The organism is Paenarthrobacter sp. NPDC056912 (genome assembly GCF_042786555.1).
GTDB lineage: Bacteria > Actinomycetota > Actinomycetes > Actinomycetales > Micrococcaceae > Arthrobacter.
Genome location: NZ_JBHUCD010000018.1, coordinates 53,941 through 78,038 on the forward strand (window position 1 = coordinate 53,941; position 24,098 = coordinate 78,038).

A 24,098-nucleotide genomic window follows, 5' to 3' on the forward strand; every position below is an offset into this window, starting at 1 on the left:
CAGCAATCAACATGTGATGGAGGCGTTTGTCAATGTCGTCAGGATCCAGTGTGGAGGATCGGTCCGATGCAGCAGTTGTCCGTGAAGGGTTCTTCGGTGACTACTATGAGCACCTCGCAGAGGAGGACTCCCGCGGGTACTCGCCTGAGCTCCTGCTGACGCGGGCAACAAATCACCGGGCTGCTGCCCAGTCCCGCAAGCCCGGAAACGCGATAGTGGAGATCACTGGCGAGTCCGACCGAAGCGTCGTCTACATTGTCACGGACGATATGCCCTTCCTTGTCGACTCCGTCAATGCTGAACTCGTACGGCAGAACTGCGCGATCCGCTTGGTGATGCACCCTCTGTTTGTGGTCACGCGCGATCGCGTATCCGGTGAACTCAGCGGTATTTCCAGGGTGCCGTCAAACGTCGGAATTTCCAGTGGCGATACCGCCGCGTTGCCTAGCGTCGCCCACCTCCTCGGAGACGGTGACAACGCATCGCACATGGAGTCTTGGATCGCCGTCGAAATCGACCGCGTCAGCGACGACGCACGCGAGCAATTGATTTCCGGGCTGCACCGCGTCCTGGGCGACGTCCGGGCCGCAGTTGAAGACTGGCCCAAGATGCGGAGCAAGGCCCGCGAACTGGCCGAAGCGCTGGGTGGCGTGTCCCACCCTGAACAAATTGCGGAGCTGCGGCAGGCACAAGACCTGTTGCGATGGCTGGACAACGGCAACTTCACTTTCCTTGGCTACCGTGAATATGACCTCGTCGACGACAATGGCGAGGACGTCCTGGAACTCCGTGAGGACAGCGGTCTCGGGCTGCTCCGGGAAGGGGACAGTGCACGGCAGGTCCAGCACCTCACGGATGCGGGACGGAAGCGTGCCCGGGAAAAGCGTGCCCTGGTCATCACCAAGGCGAACTCCCGATCCACGGTCCACCGTCCTGCATACCTTGACTACATTGGCGTGAAGAGTTTCGACGCCCTGGGCAACGTGAACGGAGAACGGCGCTTCATCGGGCTGTTCGCCACAAGCGCCTACACGGGCTCCGTCCGCAGCATACCGATTGTTCGAGACAAGGTGGATGCTGTACTGCGGAACGCCGGGTTCCCGATTGATTCCCACTCCGGCAAGGATCTCCTCGGCATTCTCGAGACATACCCCCGCGATGAACTGTTCCAGATAGAGGTGGCGGACCTGGCAGCTACTGCCACTGGTATCCAGCGCCTGCAGGAGCGACGCAGGACCAAGCTGTTCCTGCGTCCGGACATCTACGGGCGGTTCATGTCCGCGGTCGTCTACTTGCCCCGCGACCGGTACACCACCAGTGTGCGCCTCCGCATCGAGCAGGAACTCCGCGAAACCTTCCATGCCGAGAGCATTGACTATGAAGCCCGCATAACAGAGTCCGCGCTGGCTCGAGTCTTCTTCAGGATCAGGCTTCCCAAAGCCGCTGAACTAGCGGACGTCAACGTTGAAGAGCTCGAACACCGGCTCATGCGGGCGTCGAGGTCCTGGAGTGAAGGCATCGCCGAGGTTCTTCGGGAGCACGTTCCCGCCGGGAACGCGGACGTTCTCTCAGCGCACTGGGCCGAGGCATTCCCCGCAGGCTACCGTGTGGACTACGAAGTGGAAGACGCGCTTCAAGACATTGAACGCTTCGAGAAATACGGGGCGCAGGCCGAGCGGGCGGGAGCTGCCACTAAAGAGCTCAAGCCCGGCGTCCACGTCTATCTCCCGGCAGGGGCCGGCGAAGCGTTGGAGGAGGACGCGCGCGTCAAGCTCTATTTGATGGAACCCAAGAGCCTGAGCCAGATCCTTCCCTACTTCCACAATCTTGGCCTCGAAGTACTGGATGAGCGGCCCTTTGAGATCGAAACGGCCGATCACCGCGACTTTTTCCTCTACGACCTTGGGCTCAAGTATCCGGCTGGCGTCGACCCGCTCGTCACGGGAGACCTCTTGGCCGATTCCTTTGGCGCTGCCGTCACAGGGATCGTGGAATCGGACAACTTCGATCGCCTCGTGCTCCGTGAAGGGATGCATTGGCGGAAGGTAATGGTTCTCCGTGCCTACGCCAAGTACATGCGGCAGATGGGCAATACAAACTCATTCGGCTTCATCGCGGACACGCTGCTGGGCAATCCGGATGTTGCCCGTGGGCTCAACGAACTCTTCCTCGCGCGCTTTGATCCCGCTGTTGCCGAGGACGAGCGCCCCGAACGCCAGGCGGTGGCTCGTGCAGCGCTCGCTGAGTCGATCGAGCAAGTAGCGACGCTGGATGCGGACCGCGTACTGCGCACGTTCGTGAACCTCATTGAGGCGACCCTCCGTACCAACTATTTCCAAGACAAGGAATACCTCAGCTTCAAGCTGGACCCGACCTCCATAGACGGGCTGCCATTCCCACGCCCGATGTACGAGATCTGGGTCTACTCGCCGAGGGTAGAGGGTGTGCACCTGCGATTCGGCAAGGTGGCTCGCGGCGGCCTCCGCTGGTCCGACCGCCGGGAGGATTTCCGCACGGAGATCCTGGGCCTGGTGAAGGCCCAGACCGTCAAGAACGCCGTTATTGTCCCCACGGGGGCCAAGGGCGGGTTCTTCGCCAAGAAGTTGCCCAATCCCGCACTGGACCGGGCTGCATGGATGGCCGAAGGCGTCGAGAGCTACAAGACCTTTATCCGAGGCCTTCTGGACATCACCGATAATCTCGTGACGTCCGCCGAGGGCGAGACGCTAGTTCCGCCGTCGGACGTAGTTCGGCACGACGGTGACGATTCCTACCTTGTGGTCGCAGCGGACAAAGGTACGGCAACGTTCTCTGACACTGCAAATGGACTCGCTGCAGAATATGGCTTCTGGCTAGGTGACGCGTTCGCCTCCGGTGGCTCAGTCGGCTATGACCACAAGGCAATGGGCATCACTGCACGCGGCGCATGGGAATCGGTCAAGCGCCACTTCAGTGAGCTGGACCTGGACACCCAAACCGAAGAATTCACGGTAGTGGGCGTGGGTGACATGTCCGGCGACGTCTTTGGCAACGGCATGCTGCTTTCCCGCCACATCCGGCTTCTGGCTGCCTTCGACCATCGGCACATCTTCCTGGATCCCGCTCCTGATGCCGCAGCATCCTTTGCCGAGCGGCAGCGGCTCTTCGAATTGCCCAGGTCATCGTGGGACGACTATGACCGCTCGCTCATCAGTGCGGGCGGCGGGGTCTACCCGCGCCAGGCAAAGACTATTCCGGTCTCGGAAGAAGTTCGAAGGGCCTTGGGGCTGCCTGATGGAACTACCCAGTTGAGCCCGCCGGAGCTCCTTCGGGCCATCTTGCTGGCCCCGGCAGACCTGCTCTACAACGGTGGAATCGGTACCTATGTCAAGGCGAGCACTGAGACCCACGCGGCCGTGGGTGACAAAGCCAACGACGCCATCAGGGTTGATGGACGCGACCTGCGGGTCAAGGTTGTCGGTGAAGGCGGAAACCTGGGACTGACCCAGCGCGGACGCATCGAAGCGGCCCTGCAGGGAGTCATCCTCAACACGGATGCGATCGACAATTCAGCTGGCGTCGATTGCTCTGATCATGAGGTCAACATCAAGATCTTCGTTGACCGCATGGTTGCCGCCGGGAAGCTTCAGGCGTCTGAACGGGCGTCCTTCCTTGCTGATATGACAGACGAGGTCGGCAGGCTCGTCCTGCAAGACAATATCGACCAAAACATTCTGCTCCTCAACGACCGGACACGTGTTGCAGACTGGAGCCCAAGCTACGAACGCCTTATGGACTGGCTGGAAAAGTCTGCGGACCTCAAACGTGACCTTGAGGCACTGCCCACCACGGAAACCCTCCGTGAGCGGCTCGAGCAAGGCCAAGGCCTGACGTCACCAGAACTTGCCGTTCTGGCTGCCTACGCCAAGATCGAACTGGGAGCGGCGCTCCGTGACAGCAACCTTGCCGACGACCCTTGGTTCGCAGACACGATCCGCTCTTACTTCCCCAAACAGTTGCGGGAGCGGTTCGACGCCGAGTTGGACACCCACCCCCTCCGGCGCGAGATCATTGCAACCGTGGTCGCCAACGACATCATCAACCTCGGAGGCATCACCTTTGCTTTCCGGGCCATCGAAGAGACCTCTGCCAACGAAGTAGCGGTGGCGAAAGCGTTCGTGGCCTTGCGGGAGATCTATGACCTCGACTCGATGGTCGCCGAGCTGAACGCCCTGCCGGCGTCCTTCCCGACGGAACACTGGAGCGAAGTGCATTTGGATGTGCGCCGCCTCCTCGACCGGGCAGTGCGCTGGGTCCTCGGACAGGGTATGGCTTCGCAACCGATCTCCGACGTTGTTGACTCGTTCAAGCACATGATGGCTCCGTTGCGGGCCAAACTCCTGGACTACCTCAGGGGCGACGACAAGGTACGCATCAGCGGCTGGCTTGAAAAGGCCCGGGGCTGGGAGTTGCCTGAACTCCTCGCACACCGGTGGGCCGAGCTTTTCGAGAGCTACGCGCTCTTGGACATCGCACGGATCGCCCAGACGGGGGCCGATGGCGTTGAGGACGTGGCACACGTCTACTACACCGTCTTCAACCGGTTCCATGTGGATTCGCTGCTGGAGCGAATCAGTTCCCTGCCTCGCGACGACCGCTGGCAGGCATTGGCCCGTGCAGCGCTTCGGGATGACCTCTACTCAACGGTGGCGGACATGACGACGTCGGTGCTTGAGTCGACGGAGCCGGGCACCCCCGCTGAGGATCGCCTGAAGGCCTGGGAAGGCATTAACGCGGAGCAACTCGGGCGCGCCAAGACCATGTTTGACGAGGTCAACGCGCTCGAAGCCGACGACATGGCTTCACTGTCGGTAGCATTAAGGCTCTTGAGGTCAATCGTTCGACGCTAGGAGCAATCCCTGGCGTCGCAAATGGAGGTGCAGTGGCAATCTTTACAGACCCCATCAGGGAACACGCTGATTTCGGGCCTGGAGATGCCGAATGGCTGCACCTCCTCGTCGGTGACTGGCAGATGGTTGCTGACTTGGCGTTTGCGGACCTTGCACTATGGTTCCCGCATCCCGATCTCGGCTACATCGCCCTCGCCCACGTACGTCCGTCGACATCGCATACGGTGTTCCACGCGGACTTCGTGGGCGAGGGAATCCGGTCGGATCTCCGCCCGCTTGTGGACAAGGCATGGAACAGTCGGTCGATCGAGCGTTCCAGCGAAACAAACTGGAGCAGTGAGATGGCGCTCCGGGTTGAGGCTGTTCCCATGGTGCGCAACGGAAGAACGCTCGCCGTAGTCACATCCCATATGGACTTGTCCAGTTCCCGTATGCCCTCCCGGCTCGAACTCACTTATCGCCAATGTGCGTACGACCTCCTGCGCATGGGAACCCTGGGGCTGTGGCCCGACTTCGCTTCCCCGACCGGTTCCCGCCGAGGCGCCCCGCGCGTCGGAGATGGACTCATCAGGCTCGACGCTGAGGGCGTAGTGCAGTACGCCAGTCCAAACGGAGTTTCCGCCTTCCGCCGTCTCGGCGAGGTGGAGTCCCTGGAAGGCCGCTCACTGGCAGAAGTAACCGCAGGTCTGCTCAAGGACCGGCGGATGGTGGACGAGACGCTGCCTTTGGTAGTTACAGGCCGTATGCCGTGGCGCAGCGAAATTGAGTCCAGGGGTGTCAGCCTTTCCCTGAGGGCCATTCCTTTGCGCGACGAACAGCATCGATTTGGAGCTTTGGTCCTGTGCCGTGACGTCTCTGAGCTGAGGCGTCGGGAGATGGAACTTGTCACCAAGGACGCCACCATCCGGGAAATCCATCACCGGGTCAAGAACAACCTGCAGACTGTGGCTGCCCTCTTGCGGATGCAGTCGAGGAGGATGGTCAGCGATGAAGCCAAACAGGGTCTTGAACAGGCGATGCGGCGCGTTGCCACCATTGCTTTGGTCCACGAAACTCTTTCACAAGGTCTGACGCAGAGTGTTGATTTTGACGAATTGATCGGACGGCAGTTCCGGCTCTCGGCGGAGGTCGCTTCGCCGTCCCAGCATGTCCGCACTGAGCGTTCGGGTTTGTTTGGGGAGTTGCCCAGCGACTTCGCGACGCCGTTGGCCTTGGTCATCAACGAACTGGTGACGAATGCTGTTGAGCACGGACTCGAGGGGCGGACAGGGACTGTTTGGTTGCTGGCCGACCGAGCCGACGGTGACGGCAACGACGAATTCCTTACAGTGACTATTGCCGACGACGGCGTCGGATTGCCGGACGGGCAATACACAGAGGGCCTGGGTTTGCAGATTGTCCGCACGCTCGTGACAAGTGAATTGGGGGGGTCCATTCAGTGGAGCCCACGCGATGGCGGCGGGACTGCCGTGGAGATCGTGCTTAACCTCGCACGCGCCTAGGAGCCCAGCAGGGCCTTTCCCGAGAGCACTCGAAGCCCCAAATGAAGAAAGGCCGCGGACCATCCGGTCCGCGGCCTTTCTGTTCGCCTTGTGCTAGGAAGCGCGGCGTGCGCGTGCTGCGCGACGCTTGAGGGCGCGACGCTCATCTTCACTCATGCCGCCCCACACGCCGGCGTCTTGTCCGGACTCCAGTGCCCATTGAAGGCAGGTGTCAACGACGGGACAGCGGCGGCAGACGCTCTTTGCTTCCTCGATCTGCAGAAGTGCTGGTCCCGTGTTGCCGACTGGGAAGAAGAGCTCCGGGTCCTTGTCGAGGCAGGCTGCGCGATTACGCCAATCCATGCTGATCAGTCACTCCATTCGTGAGAACTAGAAGGGCCTTTTGTGAAAACATTCACGAGAGGCTCCAAAGGAAAGGGGCCCGCATGGGCCCCCTTGGTCGTCTGAGTCAAGCGTTTCATGTTAACGCCTTGTAAACAAGGGGTGTTAGTGGTCGAAATGCTCGGAATCCGTGAGCGATGCATCACATCAGCCGCCAGTGCCCTCACTGCTAGATGACTATGTCCGGTAGTGTGCCAGTGTGTCAAGACCTCCTGTTAACCCTGCCCAGCCCGCCCCCGGATCGGACGGAAGCGATGATTCCGTCGCGGAGCCGACGAGTGCTGGAGCCGGTCCCGCCGGCAATCAACGGCCCGCCGGAATACTGGTTATCTCCATCGTTGTTGCTTTGGAAGCCCTCGCACTTCTTGGAGCTGCCGCTTGGTATGCGTTCGAATTGTTGAGCGGGGCTCCCGTGCTGACCTTCTGGGGCGCCGTGTTCACTCTGGCGCTGCTGCTGGCGTTCTCAGCGTGGTTGTTTGCTGTGGGCCTTTTCTTGTTCCGTGGGTATAGATGGACCCGGGCAGCCGCATTGGTGGCCCAATTGTTCGTCCTCACCATTGGTTTTCCGACGATGACCGGCGGGCTCGTCTTCCAAGGGATAGCGATGATCGTGCCGGCTTTGGCTGCCATAGTGTTCCTCTTTCAAAAGAACGTCATTGCCTTTGCCTCACGGGTGGGCGGTACTTCGGCGGCGCTTTAACCCGGATGCCCCGAATCTTCCTTTACGTCCACAGCTGGGGGCGGGAAACCCGACGTGAGCACCCCTTGAAAGGGCCTGACTTCCGGTCCGCGCACAACAAAGCCCCGGCCGGCACTCCCCGCAGGGTCGGCATCGAGCCGCACCCCAAGAAGATCACCGTCCAGGGACGTTCTGGGAGCCAAAACGATCCCCAGGCCGGAAGCCTGTACGTCCCTGACGAGGGGTAGACGCTGCAGGAGAGTCGGTCCGGTCGTAGCGGTCATCACGATTCCGCGGACTTTCCCTGCCAAGTTCATAAGTGCCTGATGCCCCTGAGCGTCCAATGTATCTGCGTCGTCCACGAGCAGAATGCTGTCAGGGTCCAACGTTCCTCCTTCTGCCTCTTGGGCTGCAGACACCCAGAACATGTTCGCTGACGTTGATTTCGGCGGGAACACCCATGGAACTGCGGGATTCAGCGTGCACAGGGCACCGAGCGTTGAGCTTTTCCCACTGCCGTGGGCACCCAGAATGACGCTGACGCCGTGTGGCCGCAGTGGTAGTGAAATGGGGGTGGATTCGTCGCCACCCACTCCGACCCACAGCGGCCGCTGTTGGGTCATTTCCTCGTTGCGGGAATCGACCGCATTCAGCTGGGCATGGAAGTCCTGCGGGCTGAGAAGTCCCGGGAGCGGCCTCACTCGGAACGGCGCTTCGGATGACGTGACGGAACCGAACGGCCACCGTCCCGTCCCCGGGGCCTCACGGAATTGTGCCACTGCGGTGTCCCCGCCCACGAAGTTTCCGACGATGAAGGCCCGTCCCGGAAAGTTTTCCACGTCCGGCAGGCGTGGCCAATGAAACCGGGACTCGTCGGTGGAACCCGAGGGAAAATATGCGCGATTCTGGATACCGGCAAAAAAGCGTGAGGCTACGAGTTCCCGTTCTCCCGAAATGAGTACTGCGATGCCCAGGGGACCGCCGTCCCTGACAATGTCCTGCAGAACTTCCTCAGCCCATCCGAAGGGCCCGGACCGTAGCGCGGTTGCCCAGGAACACCATCCCGCCACGATAAGAGCCAAGGGGCGGTGGGAGCGACCTTCGTCCCCAGCCGCGCGTCGACGTTCGAGCTCTCCGGCGAGGCGCTTCAACACCCGCACGGCAAGATGCATTTCATGGAGGCCGGCAGCGGCTCCAAAGAGTTCCCTCTCAGCGGGATTGCCTGCCAGTAGTCCTGCTGCATCGAGAACATAAAGATGAGGTTTGGGCTCCTGGGTTGCGAGCAGCGCGGAGACCGCCCTGAAGCATTCATGCATGCCACTTGACGCACCGCCGATCATCGCCAGATGCCCGTGTTCGGATGGTGACCAGAGCAGATGCTCGACAATTTGCTGTTCCGGCCTGTCGAAGAGGGCCAACGGGCCGACAATCCGCTGGCCTGGCTCATTGGACTGCCTCGTCCAGGGGTCTTTCGCGAGATCGAGCTGATCGTCCCAACCGATTGAGGCCGGCAGCGGCGCCGCGATAGGACGCCTCGGCAGCGGCCGTAGGAGAAAGTTCCATGCCTCCTGAACCGCCGAGACCATCTTCCGGGTGCCGGGGTCCCCACCCGGATCATGGCTGCCAACGGCAGCGGCAGGTGGGTCGGGAAGATATGTCAAAGCCCGGGCCGCCGACTGTACGGTTTGCAGTCCATAGTCGCAGCGCCCCGGTAGCGCCGAGTCTCGGGTGGAAACAGACAGCGAGGCTGTCTGGAATTCCTCGGGACTACCTGATGCCCTGGCCAGAAACGCTCTGCCGGGGGTGTTGACGCCAATAGATGCCGCGACTTTTGAATTGATGATGTCAACAGACTCCATCTCCGACTGCACTCGTAACGCGATGCTCGATGTCACGTTGGCGCGGATATCGGCGGAGAGGGCCCCTTGCGGTCTTTGTGTGGCCATGACCAGGTGGATACCTAACGAACGCCCGATCGTGGCGATACGCATGAGCTCTCGAAGAGCCGCTGGGTTTTCGTCCACAAGCATTCGAAATTCGTCAACGACAAGTACCAAGTGCGGAATCGGCGACTCTAAGGCAGTCTTGGACCGTTCATACGCAGCAAGGTCCGAGGCCCCGACCGTAGCAAACAGCTTTTCCCGGTGTTGGATCTCTCCACGAAGTGACATGAGGGCACGATCGAGATGATGCTTTCCGAGGTCTGTTAGGAGGCCTACGCAGTGCGGGAGGCCGGCAAGCGGTCCCAATCCGGACCCACCCTTGAAATCAAAGAACAAGAAAGATGCACGGTCCGGTGGGTGTTTCAGGGCCAAGGACGCTACCAGCGTCTTGAGGAGTTCAGACTTTCCGGAGCCGGTAGTACCGGCCACCAGCAGGTGCGGACCGTCGGCCTTGAAGTCAAATGTCAGCAACCCGTCGATTCCCTGGCCAAGGACCGCGGAGAGCGCATTGTTCTGCGCTGGATCGGCCCATCGTCGATGAATGCTCCTCTGCCCTGATGAAAGAAGGTCAGACAGTGAACAGCTGGCGGCAATTTCATGATTTCCAGCTGCGACTTCATGGTCGGTTTGGGTCGCCATGCGGCGACAGAATTGATCGAAGACGTCGATTCCGACCATGTCCGGGGTGAATTGTCGGCGTTCATCACCTGAATCCATCGAGGCCGTAGTACCTGACTGTGCAATGTCTATGACGAGTCCGGTGGTCTCTGCCGAGTCGGAATGATGAATCACCTGCCACGAGGCGAGGCGCGCTGCGCTCAGGAGCTGCGGCAAGGCTTCGGGATCAACGCACGCCGGATGGTCGAGGACGATGAGCCTGCCTTGTGGGCCGCGGCTTAGCTGGCGGCATGCCTCAAGGGCGGCAGTTTGATGAGTGACAAGGGTGATGCGGGGGAGGAACCTGGCGCTCAACGGCAACCGTTCTACTGGTCCCAGAACAATCACGGGTGATTCCTTCGAAGAAGGAAATCCGGCAAGCTGCATCACGATGAATCGTAGGATTGCATCGACTTGGAACTCTTGGCCTCGAAGTGTCACCACTGGGGATTGTGGACTCAGTGTCAGCGCGGCGGAACCAATGGATGGTGGACGGAACTGAGGATCCTCGGGGACCATGCGGACATTGGCAAGCGCCGGCATGGTGCCGAGCCGGACCCATACGCCGGGGAAATCGACCACGGTCTCTTCCGAAGGGCTGGTTTTCGGCGTTGGTCGCGTTGTCTTTTTCCCGCGTTCGGAAGTCGTCAAACCCACTCTTGATCCCAACGGGTGGGCGGCCACGATGAAATCCGCGGCCGAAGGTGAGCAACGGCGTCGTCGCTCGACGTCAGCATGTGCCGCGTGGGCAACAGCCTGCCTGAACTCCCGGCGACTCTTTCGGCCGGTGATCATCGGGACAAACATGGAAACCGCCGATATGGCCGTGAATCCCAAGTACATCCACATTCCGGTCGCGATGGCCAGACCGACGCCGACAATAAGGGGCAGGGCTGCCGCCAAAGCAACGGTGAGGCGATTCGCAGAGCCTTTGGCATGCGGTACCTCGATTGGTTCTTCCACGGAAACGCCGGCAGAAGTTGAGATCGCCTGGAATGGCATGTTGTCGGCGTAGATCGTGAAAGTCGAGTTACCAAGACGCATGATTGACGCGGACGTTACCGTTCGTCGTCGACTAGGCTCCCCGTCCACAAACACCGGGTTGGCTCCGCCGATTTGGGTGAGTGTCAGTGCAGTGCTGGAAACGTCCAAGAGAGCGTGCTCCCGGGACATCCCAGGATCAGGTACTGAAATATCCACAGCACCTCTACCTATCAGGTAACGACCACGCTGAAGGCGGTATACGGAACCCGCACCGGGTCCGGAGTGGGCCACGAGCATCATGGGCAGGGGAGTGCCACCGGGATCGCGCAGAAGAGCCGGACCGTCAACCACCACGGCGCCAGACATCAGTGGTGGCTCTCCAACTGTCAGAGTGGACAAATCCTGGGCTTCGACGTAAAGCCGACCGGTTCCGTGTGCTTCCTCCAAGAGCCGCTGAACGTGGGCGCCGGAAGTCCCGTTGGCGACCGAGATACTCAACTCTTCCGGTGCCGCGGAGACCGCGGCGGCAGGACCGCGAACCAATGTGCACTCCAAGGTCATGGACCGGCTCCTCTCCTGATTGGCGGGTCTTCCTACTGACGGTATGGAGTTGCCGGCCGAAACACAGCGCTCTTTATGGCGTATGTGGAAAACTCCGCCGTTCACCCCGCCCTGCTGCCTTGACGCGGGGGCTTGGTGTCTCAGCTAAGATGAATCTCGTTGTCGCGTGTGCTCAATGAGGAAGGACCTTCACCGGTGATAGTGGTTGCAGAGAGCGCCGATGTCTCAGACAAGGCGGTAATTGGTGATGGATCAAAGATTTGGCATCTTGCCCAAGTCCGCGAGCAGGCCGAACTGGGCGTTAATTGCATCGTAGGACGCGGTGCCTATATCGGCACCGGGGTCAAGATGGGGGACAACTGCAAAGTTCAGAACTATGCACTTGTCTACGAGCCCGCAGAACTGGAAGCCGGCGTCTTCATTGGCCCGGCCGTGGTCTTGACCAACGATACGTATCCCCGGGCCGTTAGCCCGGACGGCAGCTTGAAGAGCGCTCACGACTGGGAGCCAGTAGGCGTCACGATTCGTGAAGGTGCGTCAATCGGTGCCCGCGCAGTTTGTGTCGCCCCCGTAACCATTGGACGATGGGCCACAGTAGCTGCCGGTGCCGTCGTCGCCAAGGATGTCCCTGATTTTGCCCTGATGGTCGGAGTCCCGGCCAAGCGCCATGGCTGGGTCGGCAAAGCAGGAATCCCGTTGCAGCGCAGCGGAGAGAACTGGGTATGCCCGGAAACCGGCGCCACATATGTTGAACAGAACGAGACACTTCGAGAGGTAGAGGCATGAGCCCTGAATTCATTCCCCCCGCCAAGCCCATCATCGGTGACGAGGAGCGCAAGGCAGTAGATGCCGTTCTGGCCTCCGGTCAGCTTGCCCAGGGTTCGGAGGTCGCGTCTTTCGAGCAGGAATTCTCGCAAGTCCTCCTCGATGGCCGGGCTGCAGTAGCCGTGAACTCCGGAACTTCCGGCCTGCACCTTGGCCTCCTGGCCGCGGGCATTGGCCCTGGGGACGAAGTCATCGTCCCGTCGTTCACCTTCGCGGCAACGGCAAATTCCGTGGCACTGACAGGCGCGACGCCGGTTTTTGCTGACGTGGACCCGGACTACTACACCCTCGATGCTGCTTCCGTGGAGTCCAAGATCACGGACCGGACGGCAGCTATCATGCCCGTCCACCTCTATGGGCACCCTTTCGACGTTGACGCCATCGGCGCGCTCGCTGCCAAGCACGGCGTAAAGGTATTCGAGGACGCAGCCCAGGCACACGGAGCTGCAGTCAACGGCCGGAAGGTGGGCACCTTTGGTGATTTCGCCATGTTCAGCCTCTATCCGACCAAGAACATGACCTCTGGCGAGGGTGGAATGGTCAGCACCGGCCTGGCCGACGTCGAGCGTCGCCTCCGGTTGCTCCGCAACCAGGGCATGGAGCGTCAGTACGAGAACGAACTGGTTGGCTTCAACTGCCGTATGACCAACATCCACGCCGCTATCGGCCGCGTGCAGTTGACGAAGGTGGAAGGCTGGACCAAGACCCGGCAGGAAAACGCAGCGTTCTTCGACAAAAACATCGAAGGCGTCGTCACTCCCAAGGTCGCCGAGGGTTACGAGCATGTCTACCACCAGTACACCATCCGCATCGCCGAGGACCGTGACGGCTTCGCGAAGGCCCTCCGCGAGGAATACAACGTTGGCTGCGGCGTTTACTACCCCATCCCCAACCACCGCCTTGCGCCCTTCCAGACTTCAGACGACCTGCCCGTGACGGAGGCGTCGGCCGCCAACGTGCTGTCCCTTCCTGTCCACCCGTCGTTGAGCCAAGACGATCTCGACCGCATTGTTGCTGCGGTAAATGCAGTGGCAAAGGCAGGTAGCTAGTGGCGAATCTGCGCGCCGGCCTCATTGGGTTGGGCATGATGGGCCGCCACCATGCCCGGGTAATCAGAGAGCTTGAAGGTGTTGACCTGGTTGCCGTTGCCGATTCCTTCGGCGACCCTCACAATGTGGCCAATGGCTTGGATGTGTTCAGCACTGTCGAGCAGCTCATTGAGCAGGGCATCGACATGGCTGTCGCTGCCGTGCCGACCGTCCTTCATGAAGAAGTGGCCTTGCAGTTGGCAGAAGCCGGTGTGCACTGCCTCGTGGAAAAGCCGATCGCCAATGACTCGGTTTCGGGGCGTCGCATCGCTGAAGCCTTCGAGTCCCGGGGCCTGATCGGGGCTGTCGGCCACATCGAGCGCTTCAACCCGTCCTTGCAGAGCCTGCGTGAAAGACTGGGTAACGGCGACCTCGGTGAGGTCTACCAGATTTCCACCCGCCGCCAGGGTCCCTTCCCCTCCCGTATCGCTGATGTCGGGGTGGTCAAGGACCTGGCAACCCATGACATCGACCTCACAGCGTGGTTGGCCCAGAGCAACTTCGTCAACGTCGTAGCTCACACGACTTCCCGAAGCGGCCGCCAGCATGAAGACATGGTCACCGCTATTGGCCACCTCAAGAGTGGCGTAGTAACGAACCACATCGTCAACTGGTTGTCTCCCATGAAGGAGCGCACCACCGTTGTCCTCGGTGAGCGCGGCGCTTACATCGCAGACACCATCTCCGCTGACTTGACGTTCATTGAGAACGGCACCTTCCAGACTGACTGGGATTCCGTTGCGGCATTCCGCGGGGTCTCCGAGGGCTCTTCTACCCGCTTTGCTTTGGCCAAGCGTGAACCCCTGAAGATGGAACACGAGGCGTTCCGTGATGCTGTTCTTGGAAAGTCCATGAACATCGTCACAATGGCGGAGGGGCTGGAGACGCTTCGCGTCGCTGAAGCGGTGCTTGAGTCGGCCGAATCCGGTGCTGTCATCTCGCTTTAGTTCTATCGCTTCCAGCATTTTTGGACGGGAGGCTGGCTATGGGCCAAGCCTCCCGTTCCTTTTTTCGGCCAGTGGCCGCTCCCGTACCACGTGCCCTCGAATCGGGGAACGATCGGAACGTCGGGTAGCCTTGACCAGTAGACGTGGGCATTTTTGTGCCCGCACGCCAATACACAGGAGAGTTTGTGAACGCTGATCTCGTCGTCGTCGGCTCGGGTTTCTTTGGCCTGACCATAGCAGAACGCGCCGCTACCGAGTTGGGGCTGAAGGTCGCGGTGCTTGATCGCCGCCACCATATTGGAGGAAACGCCTACAGCGAGAACGAGGCGCAGACGGGAATTGAGGTGCACCGCTACGGAGCCCACCTCTTCCACACGTCGAACGAACGCGTCTGGGAATACGTGAACCGCTTCACCAAGTTCACCAGCTACCAGCACAAGGTCTACACCAGCCACAAGGGCGAGGTGTACCCGATGCCCATCAACCTGGGCACCATCAACCAATTCTTCCGTTCGGCCATGAGCCCCACGGAAGCGCGGGCGCTCATCGCCGAACAGGCTGGTGAACTGGCGGGAACAGACCCGCAGAACCTGAATGACAAGGGCATCCAGCTCATCGGGCGGCCCCTCTACGAAGCTTTCATCAAGCACTACACCGGTAAGCAGTGGCAGACAGACCCGAAGGATCTGCCGGCCGAGATTATCTCCCGCCTTCCTGTGCGCTACAACTATGACAACCGGTATTTCAACGACACCTACGAAGGTCTCCCGGTGGACGGTTACACGGCTTGGATCGAGCGCATGGCGGACCACCCCAACATTGAGGTCATCCTGAACGCGGACTTCTTCGACGACGGCGAGTATGGCCGCTCCGCTGTACTCGGCCAAGTGCCGGTCATCTACACCGGCCCGGTTGACCGCTACTTCGACTACGCCGAAGGCGATCTCTCGTGGCGCACCATCGACCTTGAGGAAGAAGTCCTTCCCATCGAGGACTTCCAGGGATGCTCTGTCATGAACTACCCCGACGCCGATGCCGCCTTCACCCGTATCCATGAGTTCCGCCATTTCCACCCGGAGCGGGACTACACCAAGGACGCTACGGTCATCATGCGGGAGTTCTCGCGTTTTGCTGAGAAGGGCGACGAGCCGTACTACCCCGTCAATACTTCTGACGACCGTGAGAAGCTGCTTGCTTACCGCGATCTTGCCCGAGGCGAGAAGTCCGTCCTCTTTGGTGGTCGACTCGGAACCTACAAGTATCTCGACATGCACATGGCCATTGGATCGGCCCTCTCCATGTTCGACAACAAGATCAAGCCGCACTTCACTGGCGGCGCCAAGCTTGAAAGTGGGGGAGTGGACGCATGACCGCTACGACCAACGAAAGCCAGGAGACTGCCATGACAGCCACGCTTGCCGCGGAATCCCCGGTGTCAACAGAAGAAAACCTGCGCATTGTCCAGCGCGTCATTTTCCCGGCAAACCGTGATCTCGACACGCTGCCCCTTTACGTAGACCCGGACACCAGCAAGGTCCAGAAGGATGGTAGCGACAGCAGCGCCGTCGTCCAGACAGTCGGCATGGCACGCAAGCTCCACCCGGAGGACATCCTGGACCGCGGTTCAGTGCAGGTCCGTCGTGGTGAGCGGCTCTCCTTTGGTTCCTATTTCAATGCCTTCCCGGCCAGCTACTGGCGCAAGTGGACTGTGGCAACCAAGACGGTGCTTCATCTTGAGACCGAAGGTGAGGGAACGGTTATCGTCTACCGTTCCAACGCACGCGGTGCTTCCCAGCGCGTTGATTCGGTCTTGGTCGAGGGCGACTCGAGCAACGATTTCGAGTTGACTCTCGCCCCCTTCGGCGACGGCGGCTGGTACTGGTTCGACTTGATCGCCGGCGGCGATGGAATGACGCTCAAGAAGGCCCACTGGGCTGTTCCGGACGAGGGGCGCGCCCAGGGCCGTGTGACTCTTGGCGTTACCACGTTCAACCGTGCGGACTACTGCCTTGAGACCATCAAGTCGATTGACGGCGATGCCGGACTGCGCGAGATCCTCGCCGAGTTGATCATCGTCGACCAAGGCAACAAGAAAGTTGCTGACGAAGCCGGTTTTGACGAGGTTGCAGAGTCGATGGGTGACCAGCTTCGTGTCATCAACCAGGGAAATCTCGGTGGCTCGGGAGGCTTCGCACGCAACATGTACGAGATGGTCGTTTCGGATAAGAGCGACTACGTCATGCTGCTGGACGACGACATCGAGCTTGAAACCGAGGGTGTCCTGCGTGCGGTCGCCTTCGCTGACCTTTGCCGCAAGCCCACCATTGTTGGCGGCCACATGTTCGACATGTACAACAAGTCGGTCCTGCACGCGTACTCGGAGGTTGTGAACTTCTACAGGTTCCTCTGGGGCCCTGTTGAAGGTCTCGGCAATCACGACTTCTCTGCAGCAGGCTTGCGCTCAACACCGCAGCTGCACAGGCGTTGGGACGCGGACTACAACGGTTGGTGGATGTGCCTCATCCCCAAGACGGTCGTAGAGACCATCGGCCTCTCGCTTCCTGTCTTCATCAAATGGGACGACGCGGAGTACTCACTTCGTGGACGTGCGGCTGGATTCCCCACCGTGACCCTGCCCGGCGCAGCGGTCTGGCACGTCTCTTGGGCCGACAAGGACGACTCCGTCGACTGGCAGGCGTACTACCACGAGCGCAACCGGCTCATTGCCACCTTGTTGCATTCTCCCTTCCCCAAGGGCGGACGCATCCTGCGTGAAAGCCTGAATACTGACGTCAAGCACTTGGTATCGATGCAGTACTATCCGGAACAAGCCCGCATCATGGCACTTCGCGATGTCCTTGCTGGTCCCGGCAACCTTCATCAGCAGCTGCCTACCACGATGCCTAAACTCCGCGCCATGCGCGAAGAGTTCCCCGACTCCCAGGTCAAGACGGATCCGGGCGCCTTCCCCGAGGTCTTCCGTAAACGTCCTCCCAAGAAGCCGCAGTCCTACAAGCAGCCCGGCGCGTTGGGTCTGCTTCCGTGGGCCGTCAAGACAGTCTTGAAGCAGACCTTGGCTCCGGTCCGGGACTCCGCCAAAGAGAACCCTGAAGCCCAGGTAGCCCATCAGGATGGCAAGTGGTGGAGCTTGGCCCACCTGGATAGCGCCGTGGTCTCCAACGCCGACGGTACTGGAGCTTCGTGGCATTTGCGTGATCCGAAGATGGCGCGGCAGCTGGTGGTCGAATCGGCCAAGCTGCACGCCCAGCTCTTCTCCAATTGGGAGACCCTTCGGGCACAGTACCGGGAGGCCCTTCCGGAAATCACCTCGATGGAATCGTGGCGGGAAACCTTTGAAGCGTCGGAGCCCAGCAAGTAGCGATGGCCATTTCCACTGATACTTATGCTGTTCCCGGGGTTGGTGCCGGCCTGCTCGATGTCTATCGACGCCGGTACCTGCTCAAGCTGATCGTCCGTAAGGAACTCCGGGTCCGTTACCGAGGTTCGGTACTCGGTTTGGCCTGGTCTTACGTGAAGCCCTTGGTCCAGTACGTGGTGCTGTTCTTCGCGTTGGGCATCGTCCTGCGCGTCGGGGACCAGATTCCCAACTACGCGCTGTACATGTTCTCGGGCGTCATCGTCATCAACTTCTTCTCCGAGGCGTTTTCGAATGCCACGCGATCGATTGTGTCGAACGCGGCCTTGGTCAAGAAGATCTATCTGCCACGTGAGCTTTTCCCGGTTGCCTCGGTGTGGGTGGCAGCAGTTCACTTCCTCCCGCAGCTGGTGGTGCTGCTGGCAGCTGCATTGCTGTCCGGATGGCATCCGGACATCTTTCAACTATTCGGGGCCGCCCTAGGCTTCGTCATCGTTGCTGTCCTGGCCACGGGCCTCGGCCTGTTGGCCGGTGCGATCAATGTCTTCTTCCGGGACGCCGAGAACATCGTCGATATGTTGATGATGATTGTGACCTGGACGTCTCCCGTCCTTTACGACTGGACAATGATCCGCCGGCTGGCGCCCACCTGGGTGTTGGTGATCTATCAGCTCAACCCCATCACTGTGGCAGTTGAACTGTTCCACTGGGCGTTCTGGTATCCCACTGTCGACCGTCCTGTTGAGCTGCCTCCGCACCTCATGTGGACTGGTTTCATAGGTCTCGGGATGGCCACACTGTTCCTTATTATTGGCCAGCTGGTGTTCCGCCGGCTTGAAGGCCACTTTGCGCAGGAGGTCTGAGTGGGCGCCGCTGTCATAGTCAAGGGCTTGAAGAAGACGTTCAATCTGCGCCACTCGCACTCCCTCAAAGAGACGCTGGTCTGGCTCGTGAAGGGACGCAAGGGTGATCTCACCAAGAAGTTCGATGCCCTGCATGACGTCAGCTTTGAGATTCAGCCGGGGGAGACCGTAGCGCTCCTAGGTTTCAACGGGTCCGGTAAGTCCACCTTGCTGAAACTGATCTCCGGAGTCATCCTCCCGGATCAAGGAACAGTGCGAACCAAGGGACGCGTCGCTGGACTCATCGAGGTTGGTGCCGGATTCCATCCGGATTTGTCCGGCCGCGAGAACGTCTTCCTCAATGCCGCGATCCTTGGTATGACCGAGCAGGAGATCAACGAGAAATTTGACGACATCGTCGCCTTCTCCGAAATCGAACAGTTCATTGACACTGAAGTGAAGTTCTATTCTTCGGGAATGTTCCTGCGCCTGGCCTTTGCGGTTGCGGTGCACACTCAGCCGGACATCTTCCTTGTGGATGAGATCCTGGCAGTAGGTGACGAGCCCTTCCAGAAGAAGTGCTTGGCTAAGATCAAACAACTATCCGACGAAGGCCGCACACTGGTTGTGGTCAGCCACGACCTGGACATGATTTCCCGGATCTGTGATCGTGGAGTCGTCCTTTCGTCAGGGACAGTGCAGTTCGAAGGACCCGCTGACCAGGCTGTGGCTTGGCTTCGCGAAAGCAACTAAACCGCAGTACTTGTACAGCCCCTACGCGGCCGACGACCAAGCCACCGTATTCTTCCAAGGAAGGGTGCGGTGGCTTGGTCGTCATGGGTTCGTCCCGCCCTTGTCGCGGTCTAGGGGGAAGCAAGACTTTGCCTCCGACGCAGTACCTGTCCGCGCTGGACCTGGGACACTACGGGCACACAAAAAGGCTGCTCCCCGGGAGACTGAAGAATCTTTCAGTCTCCCGGGGAGCAGCCTAGGAGTACGGACGCGGATGGGCGGCCGACCGGGTGCGGTGGCTTAGACAGTCACCTTTTCGGCCGGCTCCGGGTTCAACCGCACTTCAGGCCGTTTAGCGCGGCGCCTGCGGATGTAATGGAAGACGGTGAAGACCAGTATCCCGAACCACGCAATTGCTTGCGCCGCGAGGCCCATGGTGAGTCCCGGCGTCGTAAATGTAATGTCAACCGACTTCGCACCAGCGGGAACGTCCACCAGGATGACGCCGGCAGGTCCTTGGGTCAGAGTTTGCGCTTGGCCATCGACCTTGACCGTGTATCCAGGCCACGCGAGACGGGCAAGCGTCAGCTTTCCAGCGCTGCCGCCGCCGGACAGGGTGATGTGCTCGTCGTTGCCGCTTCGGGCCGAATCCTCCACGGTTATACCGCTGGATGTCCAGGAAACGGTGCCCGGATAAGGCAGGGGGCTTTCACGCTGAAGGATTGTCCTGGTCTCGTCTGACTCGACGATAAACCAGCCTGGTGCGACATCGAGCTGATCAGGAGCGATGAGGGTCTTTTGCACGGAGACCGTTTCGACTTGAAGGACGTCCGCAAGAGTAACGTCGATGTCCGGCGAGGCGGGCTTGAACAGTTCCGTGTAGGCTGCCGGGCATGTTTCGCCGCGGTAGTTCATGCACAGCGCATTGACGTACGTGATGAAGCTGATCCCGCTGTACCGACCCATGCTGTTGTTGACGTCGGCGTTGAGGATTTGGTTGCCGTAGAGAAGCCGGCCGCCGGTGAATTCCTCGCCCGTGATCTTCATGGTGTTGAAGACTTGGATCGTGTTGCCTTTGTAATTCTTGGTTGCATCACGGAGCGTGTCGGCATCGACAGGTGAACCGATTCCAGCCACGGTGTTGTTGGGAATGAATTGACGCGATTGCATGCCGAGCGTCGCGATGGTTCCAATGACCATCACCGCTGCGAGACCTCGGTAACCGAAACGCCTCCAGCCAAGCACGGCCAGGGCAACCAGGCCAAGGGTCACAGCCAAAGTGAAGATCTGCCATTTGCCGCCACCGGGGACCATGGACCACGCCCGGTAGGTGCCAAAAGCGAGAATTGCCACTGTAATGAACAGCCGCTGCTTCCACGCGCTGGTTTTCAGCCCGGCTGATGCAATCACTGCCACAAGGACAATGACGCCGAGGTAGACGTACTCGATGAGGCGGATCGGCCAGCGGAAGACAAGCACCTGAGATGGTGCGAACGTCAGCAGGAAGTAGATTCCCGAGATGATATAGATGCTGAAAATCTGTCGCGAACGGTCCCGGAAACTCCTGAAATCAAGCCAGGGAAGCAAGGGCAGGACGAACCATGCCAGGTAGCTCGACGGGACGTTGTCGATGGGGGCCCAGAAGTTGTTGATCCTGGGCGTCATGGATGAGGTACTCATGGTCAACAGCGAAGACATATCCGGCGAGAGAAAAAGGTCGTTCAGGATCTCGCTCTGTTGCCGGACCGTGACAGCCGAACTCAGTGGCAGCGGGAAGTACACCAGAACGGCCGTAAGCCCCACAAGGGCGCCCACGATAACGATAGGGATCAGGCGTCGCCAATGACGCATCAACATCAGCTCAATGGCCACAGCGCCCAGCACGAGAATAACCCCGATGGCACCGTAGGGGTTGCCCGCGGTCATGGTCATGAAGCCCAGGAGGAACGGCAGGAACGGGGAGGTGTTCCGGCGTGCGTAGCGTCGAACGGACCACCAGAAAACAGTGATCCAAGCGAAGGCCATGAGGCCTCCCGGCCAGCGGGCCGCTTCGTAGAACAGCGTGAATCCACTGAAGGGAATGGCCACACCGGCGGCAAGGGCGAGCGGCCTGTTCGAGCCGTAGTCGCGTGCCAGCATGTAGGTGCCAAAGCCCAGCAAGGCAATGAACTGGACAATGATGAAGTAGCTCGCCAGCGACAGGTTTTCGAAGTTCGAAACGATGACGGAGTTGACGATGTTGACGGGGTTGAAAATTCCGTAGCCGACCTCGGCGACGATGTTTCCACCCACCCAGCCGCCGGGTTCCATCAACGGGAACCGGCCGGAGCGGATTTCTTCACCCATGTGTCGCCACAGGGGAAGGAATGACTGCATCATGTCGTCCCAGTAGTAGAACGTGGGGTTGAACAGCCTGGGAATGATGGAAGCGACGGCTGCAATGGCGGCAGTAACCAAGCCCCAATGCCAGTCGTGCTGCATGAGATAGCGCCGTTTGGTGGCTTGCGGGCGCTGGGCAGTTGCCCCGGAGGTTCCTGCTGTCATGGTCGTACCTTGCTCCTTAGCGCGGCAGATGTAGGAATGATGGGCTGAGGGGCGACATCTTGCCGGGCAAAGACGCCCGGCAGGCCGGGGACCGGGCTTTGGCATGGCGTCACGTCAGAGCATCTTCCTGAATGGATGCATGCCTGTTATTCGGCGTCGCGGGTGGATTCGGCAGGTGTCTTGGAAAGAGACGGTTGCCGCCACCGGAAGTGAATGTACGCGACGCCCACACACAGCAGGTCCGCAACGGTGAACATGATGCGGGACAAGGCTGCGATGGCGGTCGCGGCCCCGGCGCTCATCATGCCGGCCAAAGCCAGAATGAGGATGGCTTCGCGTGCACCAACACCGGCCGGCAGCAGGAAGGCAAGGACGCCAAGGGTCATACCAAGAGCCAGCGCGCCAGTCAGCACCAGGAAGGTTGCAAGGTCCAACGTTGCTTCGTGGCCCACAAGGATCCAAAGGTGGAGGCCGAAGCAAAGGTACATAAGGACACCCAGAATGAAGGCCTTCACCATGGTGTTTGCCTGGATGCGTTCGGGAAGGGGCGGCCTCCGGAACACTTTCAGGACCATGTTGACGAGGAACGTCACGACGTTCGGATTCATCGCCAGGATGACGACGGGGAGGATGACGTAGAGCCACTGGAGGTTGGGCTGGCGCTGCACGAGTATCGGGAGGGACGAAGCGCCGACCACCAGGGCGGCTCCGATGGTGATCCCGGTGCTGACCAAAGATGCCACGAAGACTTGCGCCCTGGCAATGCCGTTCTTCCGTCCGAGTTCCATTTGCAGGACAAATGCCCACACCGAACCGGGTAGGTACTTGCCGATTTGGCCCACCAGGTAGATCTGGTTCAGGACCAAGCCCGGGGGTTCAACGTCAACGGATCTCAGCAGGCTCGCCATGACGACCCGCCACATGTACATGCCTAAAAGCACGCCAGGGATGAGGGCCAGGAGGGACAGCAGTATCTGCCACCACTCCAAGGCGAAGACCGTGGCCTGCACCTGTGGCCATTGGGTCACAATGAAGTAGACGGCGGCAGCAAAGACGATGACGACGAGCGCACGGCGAGCGAAGTCCACCAACTTGGACTTCAAGCTTTTTGCCGGAGGTGTTTCCTGATTGAGGTCGTTGCCGTTAGAGGACGATTCCGCGACTGATCCCGTCATGAGGCATGAGTTCCCGTGCTTGGTGCCACCGCAAATTCACTCCGACGGCGGCGCATGGCCATGAGTCCCTTGAACATATTGACGACGTCGGCAATACGGATGGTGGTCTCGCCCGGTTCGTCGTCGGGAGCCAAAGTGACGGGAACTTCGACAATGCCGAAGCCCTGCTTCTCTGCGGCATAGACAACTTGGGTGCTGAAGAGGAACCCGGGGTCGTCGAAGCGATCAACCATTGACCGCAACCACGCGCCGTCGACGATCAGCGTGCCCTGGGAATCTCCGACCTTGGATCCGAGAATGACCTGACGCAGCGTCTTGAAGGCAAAGGTGGTCAACCCGCGCAGCGCGCTGCGCTCGATGACGGAGTTTTTGTGTGCTTTTGAACCGATAACAACGTGGGGTTTCGGATCAAACTTCTGATCTTCGTCGAGGTCATCCGTTCCAAAGGGGAGATCATCGGCGGTGAGGAGCACTCGACGGCCCGAGCTGGCTTCGATGCCCCTGCGATAGGCGTTTCCCATGCCCTTTTGGCTTTGTAGGACCCTGAACGTGACATGGGGAGTGTCCACTGCGTGTCGACGGGCGACTTCGAGTGTGTTGTCGGAAGATCCGTTCTCCACGATGATGATCTCGGAGCTGCCACTGGTTAAGTAGCCGGTTAGACGGGCCATTGTCGCCGCCAATATCCGTTCTCCGTTGTAGACCGGGATCACAACGGAGAGGTCCGGTTGGCCTGCCTGGTCGAAAGTCAAGACTCTCCTCGGTAGTTCGTGCCGACGAATTCTCGAACGCCAGCCACAGCCCGCAACGCTGGTGTCACGAGGTCCTTGCAAACCCTCAGTCTAGTTCATTGTTGGGTAGGCTCCGGGAAAGCATGGCCTGCTTCGGAACGACGGAGAGGCCTGGGACGTTGCGGGGGCGGCGAAAGGGGTGCACCGGATATTTTCCGATGCACCCCTCAAACTGGCAAGCC

15 protein-coding genes are annotated in these 24,098 nt (G+C 60.1%); 10 read left to right on the forward strand and 5 right to left on the reverse strand.

Annotated elements, in window-relative coordinates; all coding sequences use genetic code 11:
- The first annotated feature begins 32 nt into the window (after positions 1 to 32).
- On the forward strand, positions 33 to 4,889 hold the full coding sequence (locus ACFRJ9_RS18295) for an NAD-glutamate dehydrogenase (protein ID WP_377670823.1): 4,857 nt from the start codon (positions 33 to 35) through the stop codon (positions 4,887 to 4,889).
- A 32-nt stretch (positions 4,890 to 4,921) separates the two neighbouring features.
- Complete coding sequence (locus tag ACFRJ9_RS18300; protein ID WP_377670825.1) at positions 4,922 to 6,391, forward strand: sensor histidine kinase; 1,470 nt, start codon at positions 4,922 to 4,924, stop codon at positions 6,389 to 6,391.
- 93 nt (positions 6,392 to 6,484) lie between these two features.
- Here the strand turns inward: ACFRJ9_RS18300 and ACFRJ9_RS18305 are convergent, their stop codons facing one another.
- Positions 6,485 to 6,733, reverse strand: a complete 249-nt coding sequence (locus ACFRJ9_RS18305; protein WP_003804966.1) for a WhiB family transcriptional regulator — start codon at positions 6,731 to 6,733, stop codon at positions 6,485 to 6,487.
- Positions 6,734 to 6,971: 238 nt separating this feature from the next.
- Here ACFRJ9_RS18305 and ACFRJ9_RS18310 point away from each other — a divergent pair, with 238 nt between their 5' ends.
- Complete coding sequence (locus tag ACFRJ9_RS18310) at positions 6,972 to 7,472, forward strand: hypothetical protein (protein WP_377670828.1); 501 nt, start codon at positions 6,972 to 6,974, stop codon at positions 7,470 to 7,472.
- On the opposite strand, the gene ACFRJ9_RS18315 is transcribed toward ACFRJ9_RS18310, so the two are convergent.
- A complete protein-coding gene (locus ACFRJ9_RS18315) occupies positions 7,469 to 11,596 on the reverse strand; it encodes an FtsK/SpoIIIE domain-containing protein (protein WP_377670830.1) in 4,128 nt (1,375 codons plus the stop codon). The genes ACFRJ9_RS18310 and ACFRJ9_RS18315 overlap by 4 nt on opposite strands.
- A 168-nt stretch (positions 11,597 to 11,764) precedes the next feature.
- On the opposite strand from ACFRJ9_RS18315, the gene ACFRJ9_RS18320 reads away from it, so the two are divergent.
- From ACFRJ9_RS18320 to ACFRJ9_RS18350, 7 genes are all read left to right on the forward strand, one after another.
- Positions 11,765 to 12,382 (forward strand): acyltransferase, encoded by a 618-nt coding sequence (locus ACFRJ9_RS18320; protein ID WP_377670833.1) that lies wholly within the window; start codon positions 11,765 to 11,767, stop codon positions 12,380 to 12,382.
- On the forward strand, positions 12,379 to 13,470 hold the full coding sequence (locus ACFRJ9_RS18325; RefSeq protein WP_377670835.1) for a DegT/DnrJ/EryC1/StrS family aminotransferase: 1,092 nt from the start codon (positions 12,379 to 12,381) through the stop codon (positions 13,468 to 13,470). The genes ACFRJ9_RS18320 and ACFRJ9_RS18325 overlap by 4 nt, the downstream gene beginning before the upstream one ends.
- A complete protein-coding gene (locus ACFRJ9_RS18330; protein WP_377670837.1) occupies positions 13,470 to 14,456 on the forward strand; it encodes a Gfo/Idh/MocA family oxidoreductase in 987 nt (328 codons plus the stop codon). The genes ACFRJ9_RS18325 and ACFRJ9_RS18330 overlap by 1 nt, the downstream gene beginning before the upstream one ends.
- 185 nt (positions 14,457 to 14,641) lie before the next feature.
- On the forward strand, positions 14,642 to 15,826 hold the full coding sequence (glf, locus tag ACFRJ9_RS18335) for a UDP-galactopyranose mutase (RefSeq protein ID WP_377670840.1): 1,185 nt from the start codon (positions 14,642 to 14,644) through the stop codon (positions 15,824 to 15,826).
- A complete protein-coding gene (locus tag ACFRJ9_RS18340) occupies positions 15,823 to 17,835 on the forward strand; it encodes a glycosyltransferase (protein ID WP_377670843.1) in 2,013 nt (670 codons plus the stop codon). Before glf ends, ACFRJ9_RS18340 begins: the two co-directional genes overlap by 4 nt.
- A 2-nt stretch (positions 17,836 to 17,837) precedes the next feature.
- Entirely contained in the window at positions 17,838 to 18,695 is an 858-nt protein-coding gene (locus ACFRJ9_RS18345) for an ABC transporter permease (RefSeq protein ID WP_377670845.1), read from the forward strand.
- Positions 18,696 to 19,427, forward strand: a complete 732-nt coding sequence (locus tag ACFRJ9_RS18350) for an ABC transporter ATP-binding protein (protein ID WP_377670847.1) — start codon at positions 18,696 to 18,698, stop codon at positions 19,425 to 19,427. It abuts the gene before it with no gap.
- A gap of 279 nt (positions 19,428 to 19,706) precedes the next feature.
- Here ACFRJ9_RS18350 and ACFRJ9_RS18355 read toward each other — a convergent pair whose 3' ends face one another.
- From ACFRJ9_RS18355 to ACFRJ9_RS18365, 3 genes are all read right to left on the reverse strand, one after another.
- Entirely contained in the window at positions 19,707 to 21,950 is a 2,244-nt protein-coding gene (locus ACFRJ9_RS18355) for a hypothetical protein (RefSeq protein WP_377670850.1), read from the reverse strand.
- A 146-nt stretch (positions 21,951 to 22,096) separates the two neighbouring features.
- A complete protein-coding gene (locus ACFRJ9_RS18360; RefSeq protein ID WP_377670852.1) occupies positions 22,097 to 23,125 on the reverse strand; it encodes a UPF0104 family protein in 1,029 nt (342 codons plus the stop codon).
- Positions 23,122 to 23,877 carry a glycosyltransferase gene (locus ACFRJ9_RS18365; protein WP_377670854.1) on the reverse strand — a complete coding sequence of 252 codons (756 nt, stop codon included), beginning with the start codon at positions 23,875 to 23,877 and terminating at the stop codon, positions 23,122 to 23,124. The genes ACFRJ9_RS18360 and ACFRJ9_RS18365 overlap by 4 nt, the downstream gene beginning before the upstream one ends.
- Positions 23,878 to 24,098: the final 221 nt, after the last annotated feature.